The 13783-nt window shown below is 68.3% G+C and carries 5 protein-coding genes, 1 tRNA gene and 1 rRNA gene; 1 reads left to right on the top strand and 6 read right to left on the bottom strand.

The window, feature by feature from the left end; translation table 11 throughout:
- Positions 1-268: 268 nt before the first annotated feature.
- The 3 genes from ACWCRB_RS06510 to ACWCRB_RS06500 all read right to left on the bottom strand — a co-directional run bounded on the left by ACWCRB_RS06510 (position 269) and on the right by ACWCRB_RS06500 (position 9628).
- Positions 269-2992 carry a DNA translocase FtsK gene (locus ACWCRB_RS06510; RefSeq protein WP_450994962.1) on the bottom strand — a complete coding sequence of 908 codons (2724 nt, stop codon included), beginning with the start codon at positions 2990-2992 and terminating at the stop codon, positions 269-271.
- Positions 2993-3159: 167 nt separating this feature from the next.
- On the bottom strand, positions 3160-3846 hold the full coding sequence (locus ACWCRB_RS06505; protein ID WP_235474458.1) for a response regulator: 687 nt from the start codon (positions 3844-3846) through the stop codon (positions 3160-3162).
- Positions 3847-4153: 307 nt separating this feature from the next.
- Positions 4154-9628: a HAMP domain-containing protein gene (locus tag ACWCRB_RS06500; RefSeq protein ID WP_450994961.1), complete on the bottom strand. Its 5475-nt coding sequence runs from the start codon at positions 9626-9628 to the stop codon at positions 4154-4156.
- Positions 9629-9944: 316 nt separating this feature from the next.
- Here ACWCRB_RS06500 and ACWCRB_RS06495 point away from each other — a divergent pair, with 316 nt between their 5' ends.
- Positions 9945-12695 (top strand): SpoIIE family protein phosphatase, encoded by a 2751-nt coding sequence (locus ACWCRB_RS06495; RefSeq protein WP_450995024.1) that lies wholly within the window; start codon positions 9945-9947, stop codon positions 12693-12695.
- A 47-nt stretch (positions 12696-12742) separates the two neighbouring features.
- On the opposite strand, the gene ACWCRB_RS06490 is transcribed toward ACWCRB_RS06495, so the two are convergent.
- The 3 genes from ACWCRB_RS06490 to rrf form a co-directional block, all read right to left on the bottom strand.
- Positions 12743-12818 (bottom strand) — tRNA-Thr (locus ACWCRB_RS06490).
- Between the two features lie 83 nt (positions 12819-12901).
- A complete protein-coding gene (locus ACWCRB_RS06485; protein ID WP_450995023.1) occupies positions 12902-13564 on the bottom strand; it encodes a DegT/DnrJ/EryC1/StrS family aminotransferase in 663 nt (220 codons plus the stop codon).
- A 114-nt stretch (positions 13565-13678) separates the two neighbouring features.
- A 5S ribosomal RNA gene (rrf, locus tag ACWCRB_RS06480) occupies positions 13679-13783 on the bottom strand; the annotation flags it as partial.

Below are 13783 nucleotides of genomic sequence, written 5' to 3'. Positions count from 1 at the left end.
GGGGCGCCTTTCGAGCGTTTAGCCACCTGTGCTGGAGGTTCAGTTTAGGGGGGTTCGGAAAGGGTGGGGCAACTGGGCGGAGGGACTTTGTACGCCATCGGAATGGCCAGGACACGCCGATGGTCAGGTCATGGTGAGGCAACGGTCTGCCGCCTCCCTCAACTTGACGTACGCGGAAGGGAAACGGTTGCCCAATGATCCCTTACGAGTGAGTCACGATCGACCACCCGGTTGCCGCACACACGGACGCCGCACACCGGGCGAGTCCCTAGGACTCAGTCTCCCCACGAATCACCGCGAGCATCTCGTCCAGACCGTCAGCCTTCACAAGAACGTCACGCGCCTTGGAGCCCTCGCTCGGCCCGACGATCCCCCGCGTCTCCATGAGGTCCATCAGCCGCCCCGCCTTGGCGAATCCGACCCGCAGCTTGCGCTGGAGCATCGACGTGGATCCGAACTGGCTGCTGACGACGAGTTCGGCCGCTGCGCACAGCAGTTCGAGGTCGTCGCCGATCTCCTCGTCGATCTCCTTCTTCTGCTTGGTGCCCACGGTGACGTCGTCCCGGAAGACCGGCGCCATCTGGTCCTTGCAGTGCTGGACGACGACCGCGACCTCGTCCTCGGTCACGAAGGCGCCCTGCATACGGGTGGGCTTGTTGGCGCCCATCGGCAGGAACAGCCCGTCGCCCTTGCCGATCAGCTTCTCGGCGCCGGGCTGGTCCAGGATGACCCGGGAGTCGGCCAGGGAGGAGGTGGCGAAGGCGAGCCTCGACGGCACGTTCGCCTTGATCAACCCGGTCACCACATCAACAGAGGGCCGCTGCGTGGCGAGGACCAGGTGGATGCCGGCCGCGCGCGCGAGCTGCGTGATGCGCACGATGGCGTCCTCGACGTCCCTGGGGGCCACCATCATCAGGTCGGCCAGCTCGTCGACGATCACCAGCAGGTACGGGTACGGCGACAGCTCGCGCTCACTGCCCTCGGGCAGCTTCACCTTGCCGTTCCTAATGGCCTCGTTGAAGTCGTCGATGTGCCGGAATCCGAACGCGGCCAGATCGTCGTACCGCAGATCCATTTCCCGTACGACCCACTGCAGCGCCTCCGCAGCCCGCTTCGGGTTGGTGATGATCGGCGTGATCAGGTGCGGGATGCCCTCGTACGCGGTCAGCTCGACGCGCTTCGGGTCGACGAGGACCATGCGGACGTCCTCAGGGGTCGCCCGGACCATGATCGATGTGATCAGGCAGTTGATGCAGGACGATTTGCCGGAACCGGTCGCACCTGCGACGAGCATGTGCGGCATCTTGGCGAGGTTGGCCATCACATAGCCGCCCTCGACGTCCTTGCCGAGCGCGACCAGCATCGGGTGGTCGTCCTCGGCAGCGTCGGCCAGCCGGAGCACGTCCCCCAGGTTGACCATCTCGCGGTCGGTGTTGGGGATCTCGATGCCGACCGCCGACTTGCCGGGGATCGGGCTGATGATCCGCACGTCGGGGCTTGCGACGGCGTACGCGATGTTCTTGGCGAGGGCGGTGATCCGCTCGACCTTCACCGCGGGGCCCAGTTCGACCTCGTACCGCGTGACCGTCGGACCGCGGGTGAAGCCGGTGACCGCGGCGTCGACCTTGAACTCCATGAAGACGTTCGTGAGGGAGGCGACCACCGCATCGTTCGCCGCGCTGCGGGTCTTGCCGGGCCCGCCGCGCTCCAGGAGGTCGAGCGAGGGCAGCGAGTAGGTGATGTCCCCGGAGAGCTGGAGCTGTTCGGCGCGCGGCGGCAGGTCGCGCATCTCCTCCGGCGGCGCCTTCGTGAGGTCCGCGACCGCGGCCTTGACCGGCTCCGCCTTGAGCTTCTCCTGCTTGGGCCGCGCCGCCGGTACGGGAGTGGGTGTCGGGGTCGTCTCCTCGCGGTCGCCGCCCGCGCTCACCCCCTGGGTGAGGTCGGCGACGATCGGCGAGGGCGGCATGCCGTGCAGAACGGCCCCGTCGAGGGCTGCGGCGGCCGCTGCGGCGACGTCCACGGCGTCCATCGGCCGCCCGGGGTCGGGCTGCCGTACGGAGCGCCTGGGGCGGCTCCGGCGCTTGGAGAGCGCGTCCTGCTCGGCGCTGTCGGGGTCGTACGCCTCGGGGGCGGACCCGCGCCTGCGGGAGCGCGCGGGCAGCGACTCGCGCCACTGGTCCTCGTACTGCTCGTCGTCCTCGGAGAACGCGTCGTCCTCGGGGTCGTGGAGGATGCCGAGCCGAACCCCGAGTTGCCGCAGCCGCTGCGGAATCGCGTTGACGGGCGTCGCGGTGACCACGAGCAGCCCGAACACGGTGAGCAGCACCAGCAGCGGTACGGCGAGGACCTGGCCCATGGTGTACGTCAGCGGGGTGGCCGCTCCCCAGCCGATGAGCCCGCCGGCGTCCCTTATCGCCTGCATGCCCTCGCTGCGCGCGGGGGCACCGCAAGCGATGTGGACCTGCCCGAGCACACCGATGACGAGCGCGGAAAGCCCGATGACGATCCGGCCGTTGGCCTCGGGCTTCTCGGGGTGCCGGATGAACCGTACGGCGATGACCGCCAGCAGTATCGGCACCAGCAGGTCGAGCCGGCCGAACGCGCCGGTGACCAGCATCTCGACGAGGTCACCGACGGGACCGCGCAGGTTGGACCAGGTGCCCGCGGCGACGATCAGCGCGAGGGCGAGCAACAGCAGTGCCACGCCGTCCTTCCGGTGTGCCGGGTCGAGGTTCTTCGCGCCCTGCCCTATCCCGCGGAACACGGCACCGACGGCGTGCGCGATACCGAGCCACAGGGCGCGTACGAGGCGGTAGACGCCCCCGGTCGGGCTGGGCGCCGGAGCGGGGGCGGCCTTCTTCGCCGCTGTCTTCTTGGCGGGCGCCCTCTTCGCGGGGGCTTTTTTCGCCGCGGCCTTCTTCGCCGGAGCCTTCGCGGACGCGGCTGCCTTCTTCGCGGGCGGCTTCTTGGCTGCGGAAGGACGTGGGGCCATGTGTGTGAGGTTACCGGTGGAGGCGACAGCCGACACGTGTGTAACTGCTTCACCCGTTCGTGTCGCCCTGGCGTGAGCGCGAAACTGACGCGCGCTCACGCGCAACTACGCCCACGCACGGGTGAGTTCGACGACTTCGGTGCGGGAAGTGACGACCCGTGTACGGGTCAGTTCTGCGACGGCACCGAGGGTGCCCCGCTCCCGGTTCCCGGTTCGAGCGCGTCCAGAGCCCGGCGCAGGCCGGTCAGTTTGCGTTCGAGATGGGCCGCCGTGGCCACCGCCGCCGCGTCCGCCGACTCGTCGTCGAGCTGTTTGGACAGCGCCTCGGCCTGTTCCTCGACGGCTGCGAGCCGCGCGGACAGTTCGGCGAGCAGCCCCGCCGGCTCCTTGGCCGCACCGACCGCCGCCTTGCCGCCACCGCCCTCCAGCTGGAGCCGCAACAGGGCGGCCTGCTCACGGAGTTGGCAGTTCTTCATGTACAGCTCGACGAACACCGAGACCTTCGCCCGCAGCACCCATGGGTCGAACGGCTTGGAGATGTAGTCCACCGCACCCGCCGCGTATCCCCGGAAGGTGTGGTGCGGACCGTGGTTGATCGCGGTGAGGAAGATGATCGGGATGTCCCGGGTCCGCTCCCGCCGCTTGATGTGCGCGGCCGTTTCGAAGCCGTCCATGCCCGGCATCTGGACGTCCAGCAGAATGACCGCGAAGTCGTCCGTCAGAAGTGCCTTGAGCGCTTCCTCCCCGGACGATGCCCGCACCAGTGTCTGATCCAACGCAGAGAGGATGGCCTCCAGCGCCAGCAGATTCTCCGGCCGGTCATCGACCAGGAGGATCTTGGCCTTCTGCACCATGGCCCGCCCTCCTCGCCCCGGCTTGGGGCCTCCCCTGTCCTCAGGACTTGGGGCGGCACCACCGCGCGCCGCCCCAGGGGACGGCTCCCTTGCGCCGCCCGTCCTCGTGCCGGTCATGGTAGCCGCACCCCGCCTGTCGCCACACCCTGTCACCGCGATGTCACTGTGCACGTAGCAGAAACGTAGCGGGAGACCAGAAGGTTCCCCGAATCCCGTACTTCTACACGGCTTCGGCCACACTGAGTCAGCAACTCCGGGTGAACACCGGAGGTTCCCGCCCTCGCGTCGGAAACACCCAGCTCAGCCGTCACTCCTCCCGCATCCACTGCTCCATCACCGACAGCAGGTGATCGGGGTCGACGGGCTTGGTCACATAGTCCGAGGCCCCCGACTCGATCGCCTTCTCCCGGTCGCCCTTCATCGCCTTCGCGGTCAGCGCGATGATCGGCAGCCCGGCGAACTGCGGCATCCTGCGGATCGCCGTGGTCGTCGCGTATCCATCCATCTCCGGCATCATGATGTCCATCAGTACGACTGTCACATCGTCGTGCTGTTCCAGGACTTCGATGCCTTCCCGGCCGTTCTCGGCGTACAGCACCGACAGCCCGTGCTGCTCCAGGACGCTCGTCAGCGCGAACACGTTGCGGATGTCGTCGTCGACGATGAGCACCTTCTCGCCGTCGAAGTGGATGCCCCGGCGCGGCTGTTGCGCCGCCTCCTGCTCCCCCGCTGCCGCCCAATGGCCGTTCGCCCTGGAGGAGGCGTTCAGTTCGGCCACCGACACTGCCCTGCGGCGCCGCCTGAAGAGCGCTGCGGGCCCGTTCTGCGCCTCCTGGTACGACTTCACCTCGGCCGGCGTCTCGATGTCCGCGCCGGCCAGCTCCGCCTCGGAGGCCAGCAGTTCGCCGACCTCCAGGGAGGGCGTCAGCTGCGCGTAGCCCTGCGGGGGCAGTTCACTCGGGTGCAGCGGCAAATACAGCGTGAACGTCGAGCCGCGGCCCGGCTCGCTCTGCGCGTGGATCTCGCCGCCGAGCAGCCGCGCGATCTCCCGCGAGATGGACAGCCCCAGCCCCGTACCGCCGTACTTGCGACTGGTCGTGCCGTCCGCCTGCTTGAACGCCTCGAAGATCACCCGCATCTTGCTGGCCGCGATACCGATGCCGGTGTCGGTCACCGAGAACGCGATCATGTCGGCGTCCGCGTCCCGCAGCGAGCCCGCCTCCAGCAACTGCTCCCGGATGGCCACCGGCACCTCCGCACCGGCCGGCCGGATGACGAGTTCGACCGCTCCCGTATCGGTGAACTTCACCGCGTTGGACAGCAGGTTGCGCAGCACCTGGAGCAGCCGCTGTTCGTCGGTGTGCAGCGTGGCGGGCAGGTCGGGCGAGACCCGTACGGAGAAGTCGAGACGCTTCTCCGCGGTCAGCGGCCGGAACGTGGCCTCCACGTAGTCGACGAGCTGCACGAGCGCGATGCGCGTCGGGGAGACGTCCATCTTGCCCGCCTCGACCTTCGACAGGTCGAGGATGTCGTTGATCAGCTGCAGCAGGTCCGAGCCCGCCCCGTGGATCGTCTCGGCGAACTCGACCTGCTTCGGGGTGAGGTTGGTGTCCGCGTTGTCGGCGAGCAGCTTGGCCAGGATCAGTAGCGAGTTGAGCGGCGTACGCAGCTCGTGCGACATGTTGGCGAGGAACTCGCTCTTGTAGCGCATCGACACGGCGAGTTGCTCGGCGCGCTCCTCCAGGACCTGCCGTGCCTCCTCGATCTCCGTGTTCTTGACCTCGATGTCGCGGTTCTGCTGGGCCAGCAGCTCGGCCTTCTCCTCCAGCTCCGCGTTGGACGACTGGAGGGCCTTCTGCCGGTTCTCCAACTCGGCCGAACGCTCCCTCAACTGCTCGGTCAGCTCCTGCGACTGCTTCAGCAGCACCTCCGTCTTGGTGTTGACGGAGATGGTGTTGACGCTCGTCGCGATCATCTCGGCGATCTGGTTGAGGAAGTCCTTCTGGATCTGCGTGAACGGCGTGAACGACGCCAGTTCGATGACCCCGAGCACCTTCCCCTCGAACAGCAGCGGCAGCACGATCACCTGCGCGGGCGGCGCCTCGCCGAGCCCCGAGGAGATCTTCAGATAGCCGCTCGGCGCGTTCTCCACGAGGATCGTGCGCTTCTCCTGGGCGGCTGTTCCGACCAGTGCCTCACCAGGCCGGAACGAGGTCGGCATGGAGCCCATGGAGTAGCCGTACGAGCCGAGCATGCGCAGTTCGTACGCGTTCTCCGGGACGCCTCCCGGGTCCTTGGCGTCGACCGTCTGCATCGCCAGGAAGAACGCGCCGTGCTGGGCGGTGACCACCGGCGTCAGCTCGCTCATGATCAGCGAAGCCACGTCGTCGAGGTCCCGGCGGCCCTGCATCAGGGCGGAGATCCGGGCCAGGTTGCCCTTGAGCCAGTCCTGTTCCTTGTTGGCGATCGTGGTGTCGCGCAGGTTGGCGATCATCTTGTTGATGTAGTCCTGAAGTTCCTGGATCTCGCCGGAGGCGTCCACGTCGATCTTCAGGTTGAGGTCGCCGCGGGTCACCGCGGTCGCCACGCGCGCGATGGCACGCACCTGCCGGGTCAGGTTCCCGGCCATCTCGTTCACCGACTCGGTGAGGTCGCGCCAGGTGCCGTCGACGTCACGCACGCGTGCCTGACCGCCGAGCTGGCCCTCTGTACCCACCTCGCGGGCGACTCGGGTGACCTCCTCGGCGAAGGACGACAGTTGATCAACCATGGTGTTGATCGTCGTCTTGAGCTCAAGGATCTCGCCGCGAGCGTCAATGTCGATCTTCTTCGTCAAGTCACCCTTGGCGATGGCCGTCGTGACCATCGCGATGTTGCGCACCTGCCCGGTCAGGTTGGACGCCATCCCGTTCACCGACTCGGTGAGGTCCTTCCACGTACCCGACACACCCGGTACGCGCGCCTGCCCGCCCAGGATGCCGTCCGTACCCACCTCACGGGCCACCTTGGTGACCTGGTCGGCGAACGAACTCAGCGTCTTCACCATGGTGTTGAAGGTGTCGGCGAGCTGCGCGACCTCGCCGCGCGCCTCGATCGTCACCGTCCTCGTCAGGTCGCCGTTGGCGACGGCCGCCGCGACCTGGGAGATGTTCCGCACCTGCACGGTCAGGTTGTTGGCCATCAGGTTGACGTTGTCGGTGAGGTCCTTCCAGATGCCCGTGACACCCGACGCGTGGGCCTGGCCACCGAGGATGCCCTCCGTGCCCACCTCGCGCGCGACCCGCGTCACCTGCTCGGCGAACGACGACAGTTGATCAACCATGGTGTTGACCGTCGTGACGAGCTCAAGAATCTCGCCCTTCGCGTCAACAGTGATCTTCTTCGACAGATCGCCCTTGGCGACCGCGGTCGTCACCTCGGCGATGTTGCGCACCTGGATCGTCAGGTTGTTCGCCATGAAGTTCACGGACTGCGTGAGGTCCTTCCAGGTGCCGGAGACACCCTGCACCTCGGCCTGACCGCCGAGCATGCCCTCCGTACCCACCTCACGGGCCACACGCGTGACCTCCTGGGCGAACGACGACAGCTGGTCGACCATCGTGTTCAGGGTGTTCTTCAGCTCCAGGATCTCCCCGCGCGCGTCCACGGTGATCTTCTGGGACAGGTCACCCCGGGCCACCGCGGTCGCCACCTGCGCGATGTTGCGCACCTGGGCGGTGAGGTTGCCGGCCATGCCGTTCACGGAGTCGGTGAGGTCGCGCCACACACCGGCGACACCGGGCACCTGCGCCTGACCGCCGAGGCGGCCCTCCGTACCCACATCACGGGCGACCCGGGTCACCTGGTCGGCGAAGGCCGAGAGTTGATCAACCATGGTGTTGATCGTGTTCTTCAACTCGAGGATCTCGCCGCGAGCGTCGACATCGATCTTCTGGGACAGGTCACCCCGGGCCACGGCCGTCGTCACCTGGGCGATCTGCCGCACCTGAGAAGTCAGGTTGCCACCCATGAAGTTGACGGAGTCGGTGAGTTCCTTCCACGTACCGGACACACCGTCCACACGTGCCTGACCGCCGAGGCGACCCTCCGTACCCACGTCACGGGCCATCCGCGTCACCTGGTCGGCGAAGCTCGACAGCTGGTCCACCATCGTGTTCACGGTGTTCTTCAGCTGGAGCATCTCGCCGGACACATCGACGGTGACCTTCTGGGACAGGTCGCCATTGGCCACCGCCGTCGTCACCTGGGCGATGTTCCTCACCTGTCCGGTGAGGTTCCTGAACGCCGTGTTGACGGAGTCCGTCAGGTCCTTCCACGTACCGGCGGCGCCGGGCACCTCGGCCTGGCCGCCCAGCTCGCCCTCGACGCCGATCTCCCGCGCCACCCGGGTCACCTCGGCACCGAACGCGGACAGTTGGTCAACCATCCCGTTGACGGTGTTCTTCAGCTCCAGCATCTCGCCGGCGACCTCGACGCTGACCTTCTGCGACAGGTCACCGCTGGCCACAGCCGTCGTCACGGCGGCGATGTCCCGCACCTGGGTGGTGAGGTTCCGGAAGACCGTGTTGACGGAGTCCGTCAGGTCCTTCCATGTCCCCGCAGCGCCCGGCACGTTCGCCTGCCCGCCGAGCCGCCCCTCGCCACCGACCTCGTTGGCGACGCGCGTGACCTCGTCCGCGAACGTCCGCAGCGTCTCCGTCATCTGGTTGATCGTCTCGGCAAGCTGGGCGACCTCACCGCGCGCCGAAACCGTCACCTTCTGTGACAGATCACCATTGGCGACCGCGGTCGTCACCTGCGCGATCCCGCGCACCTGGGCCGTCAGGTTGCCGGCCATAAGATTCACCGAATCGGTGAGGTCTTTCCACACTCCCGCCACACCAGGCACCTGCGCCTGGCCGCCCAGCTCGCCCTCGGTACCCACCTCGCGCGCGACTCGCGTCACCTCGGAGGAGAAGGACGACAGCTGATCGACCATCGTGTTGACGGTGTTCTTCAGCTCCAGCATCTCGCCGGCGACGTGAACCGTGACCTTCCGGGACAAGTCACCCTTCGCGACCGCCGTCGTCACCAGCGCGATGTCCCGCACCTGCGCCGTCAGCCGGTACGCCATCGTGTTGACCGAGTCCGTGAGGTCCCGCCACGAACCGGACATCCCGCGCACCTGGGCCTGACCGCCCAGCTTGCCCTCCGTACCGACCTCGCTGGCCACGCGCGTGACCTCGTCGGTGAACGTCGACAACTGGTCGACAAGGTTGTTGACCGTGCGCCCGACCTTGAGGAACTCCCCGCGCAGCGGATGCCCGTTGCCGTCGGCGGCCTGCGCCCGCAGCTCCATCCGGGGCGACAGATCGCCCTCCGCGACCGCGCTGAGCACCCGGCCGACCTCGGAGACCGGACGTACCAGATCGTCGACAAGAGCGTTCGAGGCATCGATGGCGGCGGCCCACGAGCCCTCGCTCGCCCCCGACTCCAGCCGCTCGGTCAGCTTGCCCTCGCGCCCCACCATGCGCCGTACGCGCGACAATTCACCCGTCAAGTGCAGATTACGGTCGGCCACCTCATTGAAAACGGCCGCGATCTCCGACATGACACCGTCGCCGGACACCGTGAGCCGCTTGCGGAAGTTGCCGTCACGCATCGATTCCAGGGCCGACAGGAGCCGGTCCAGGGCAGCCGTGTCCACCTCGGTCGTGCCGTTGCGCGGTTTGCGCCGGTTGCTCAGGGACTGTCCGCCTTTCGCGCGCGTCTTAGTGCCCCGCGTCGCTGCGCCAGACTCCACTGTGTCCCTCCCGAAGGGGTCGACCGTTTCTGCTCTGCGTGCTCTGCCATCACTCGGGCGTACCCGGATACTGCCTGCCGTGCGTAGACCTTCTCCTGGAGCCTGCCCAGTGTTTCACCCAGTCCGAACCCGGCCATAACAGTTCGGCAGCTTCGCACACCGTCCGCACACTCTGGGGACGTAAACACTGCAGACCTGCATCCGCATGGACCGCGAAGGTAAGTAACCTTGCATGCGGCTGTCCAGCCACACCGGTCCGTCCGGTCTGGGCGGTGGCACGACCACGAGCGGGCAGGCATCGGAGGGGCACCGCACCATGACCACCGGACTGCATCCCGGGGAAGCACCCCAGGATCCCCGGCCGACGGGGAACCAGACCCTGCCCCGGCAGGAGCGGATCGGCCCCGGCACGCCGCACTCCGACAACCGGACGAGGAGTTCTGTGATCACCGCGCGCGCGGCAGCCACCTTCGACCCGGTCGGGCGATCGGTCGCGACCGCCCGATCATTCGTCCGCGACACCCTCCAGGGCTGGGGCTTCGCGGACATCGTCGACGACGCCGTGGTCCTCACGAGCGAACTGGTCACCAACGCCGTGATCCACGCGGGCACCTCCGCGGACGTCCTGTGTCTACGCAGTGACGACGGCGTACGTATCGAGGTGGCCGACCGCTACCCGGAGCGCGAGATCCCCCTCCAGGGCTCGCCCGTCAACATGGGCAGCCCCGACCGGGAGGGAGGCCGCGGTCTCCAGTTGTGCGCGGCGCTGGCCGGCCGCTGGGGCGTCGAATACACGCCCACACAGAAACAGGTCTGGTTCCAACTCGAACTCCCCCACCGGGCGGTGGGCACCCGCTCCGCGGGCCCGCCCCTCCCCGCCGACCTCCTCCCGCTGGCCGACGGCCGCGTCCGGGTCGCGGTCATCCAGATCGACCGCGCCGGATCCATCGCCGCGTGGAACGAGGACTCCGAGGAACTCTTCGGCTACGCACCCGAGTCGGTCATCGGCAAACCCCTCACCGACCTCGCCGCCTGGCCGCACACCCCCGGCACCAGCACCGGCATCGTCGAGGCCCTCCAACTCTCCCGCTGGGAAGGCAGTTACGGCATAAGGGGCGCCAACGGCCGCGTCACCGCGGTGTACGCCTCCCACCTCCGCGTCCGCGACACGGACGGCGAGCCCTCGACGGTCTGCCTCCTTGTCCGCGACCACGAACGGGCGGTCCTGCAGACCCCGTTGCGCGGCAGCTCGTCCGACTCGACGTCGTCCTCCGAGGGCCCGAACACGGACCCCTTCGAGGTGTTCATCGGCTCCCCGGCCCCGGACGACCTCGACGGCCTCCTCCAGCGCACGGTGGAACGCGCCCGCGACATGCTCGACGCCGACTCCGCCTTCCTGCTCCTGGCCACGGACGACGAAACGGAGTTGGAGGTACGGGCCTCGACCGGCCTCCCCTCCGCCCGCCAGCGCTTCGCCCGCGTCCCGGTCGAGGCCGGCCCCGGCCGCTACGGCTCGGCCCGTATGCCGGCCGTCCACGACGACCTCTCGGCCGTCCCCGGAGCCGTCCCCCTCCTCAGCGGCACAGGCATGCGCTCGGTCGTCACGGTCCCCCTGAAGGTGGAGGGCCGCCTCACCGGCTCCCTCGGCGTCGCGGCGGAGTCCCCGGGCCGCTATACGAACGAAGAGGCGCTGCGCCTCCAATTCGCCGCCGACCGCATCGCGTTGGCGGTGGAGTCGGCCCGCCTCGGCGAACTGGAACGCCTGCGCCGAGGCTCCCTGAGCTTCCTGGTGGAGGCCTCCGACCTCCTCGCGGGAACGCTCGACCGCGACCAGACCCTCGCCCTCATGGCCCAGATGACGGTCCCGACCCTGGCCACCTGGTGCGCGGTCTACACAATCGCCGACCAGGCTTCGGATCCGTACCTCTCGTACGTCCTGCACGAGGACGAGGACCGCATCGACGGCCTCAAGGCCCTTCTCTCGAAGATCTCCCCGCCGGACCCGGTACCCACGCCCGGCGCCCGCGTGTGGTCTGCCCCCGCGGAGGCGGCCCACCAGGCGGCCCTGCGCACCTCCATGCGCAGCCTGGGCCTCAACGCGCCCACCACCACGGTCAGCTCGGGCATCGGCACAACTCTCGCGACGGCGGCGGCAGTCGGCGGCGAGACGGTCGTCCTCCCGCTGGTCGCGCGCAACCGCGTGATCGGCATGCTCACCCTCGGCAAGCCGACGGACGAACACTTCCGCCAGGAAATCCTGGAACTGGCCGAGGACCTGAGCCGCCGCGCCGCCCTTGCCCTGGACAACGCCCGCCTCTACTCGGAACGCACCGCCATCAGCCAGTCCCTCCAACGCAGCCTCCTCCCCCCGGAGTTGCCGGAGATCGACGGCGTCGAGGTGGAGGTCATCTACCGCGCGGCCGGCGAGGGCAACGAGGTCGGCGGCGACTTCTACGACCTCTTCCCCATCCGCGACGGCGCCTACGGCTTCGCCATCGGCGACGTCTGCGGTACGGGCCCGGAGGCCGCCGCGGTGACGGGCCTGGCCCGCCACGCCCTCCGCCTGCTGGCGAGAGAGGGCTTCGGCGGCCCCGCGGTCCTGGAGCGCCTCAACTCCGCGATCCTCGACGAGGGCGCCCGCAGCCGCTTCCTGACCCTCCTCTACGGCGAGTTGTGGCCGCAGGAGGACGGCAGCGCCGTACTGAAGGTCGTCTGCGCCGGCCACCCCCTCCCGCTCCGCCTGCGCCAGGACGGCACGGTGGAACCGGCAGCGGAGCCCCAGCCCCTCCTGGGCGTCCTGGAGGACCTGGAGCTGTACGAGCAGACGATCACCCTCGACCCCGGCGACGTCCTCCTCTGCGTCACGGACGGCGTCACGGAACGCCGCGAGGGCACCCGCATGCTGGGCGACGACGGCCTGACGGACGTCCTCAAGACCTGCACGGGCCTGACGGCCGGCGCGGTGGCGGCCCGCATCATGCGCGCGGTCGAACGCTTCGCCTCCGACGCCCCGTCCGACGACATGGCGATCCTCGCGATGCGCGTGCCGGGCCTCCAGAAGAACTGACGGCAGACATGAGAAAGGCCCCGCCCAATTGGGCGGGGCCTTCTACGTGGAGCCCCCCAACGGAATCGAACCGTTGACCTTCTCCTTACCATGGAGACGCTCTGCCGACTGAGCTAGGGGGGCCAGTTACTTTTCGAGGTCTCCCTCGCGGCAACGAAATAGATCATACCCCGAACAGTCCCGTGCTCCCAACTACGCCCGCACGATCAGTACGCGGGCTGCAACAGCCCCCCGAGCGAGTTGCACGCGGACACGATCCGCTGCATGTCCCGCTTGGTCAACGAGGCGTCCACCGGCAGCGCCAACGTCTCGAAGGCAGCCAGCTCGGTCTCGGGCAGCGACACACAACGCCGGAACGCGGGCATGCGATGCACCGGCGCCTTCACCGGCACCCGGCAGTCAACTCCCCTGGCCCGCAAGGCCCGAGCGAAGGCATCCCGATCGGGCCGCCCATTGCCGGGCACCCGCACGACGTACTGCTGATAGGTGTGCCCGTCGCCGTCGTCGGGCGTCCGCACACCCCTCAACTTGAGATCGAGAAACGCCGCACGCTGCCGCCGCTGAGCGATCTCGTCGTACGGTGCCTCGGACTCCCCGTGCTGCAGCACCAACAGCCCGTGCCGCTGCCCGACCTCAAGCATCCGCCCCATGTCGGCCGGCCGCCCGAAGCGGTGTACGACAACGACAGCCGCCGTCCGAGGAGTTGTGGCCGCCTCGACAGCCGACGGATCGAGGCAGTACGTCACCGGATCTATGTCGACGAACACCGGCAGCCCACCGGCCTGGATCACGGCCTCGGCGACTTCCACGTTCCCGAAGGCCGGCACGACGACCTCGTCACCGACTCCGACGCCGGCAGCCCTGAGCATTGCTGCAGTACCCATGCTCTGGATGGTTGCCGCGCGACGTGAACGTCAAGTGACACACAACAAAAAAGGGTTGGACCCCGAACCGAAGTTCAGGATCCAACCCTTTCAATATTTGTTCGGCGGTGTCCTACTCTCCCACAGGGTCCCCCCTGCAGTACCATCGGCGCTGTAAGGCTTAGCTTCCGGGTTCGGAATGTAACCGGGCGTTTCCCTCACGCT

This window comes from Streptomyces sp. NPDC002156, from assembly GCF_053593675.1.
The sequence above is the reverse complement of the archived record's forward strand: the minus strand, read 5'-3'. Positions and strand labels throughout refer to the sequence as shown.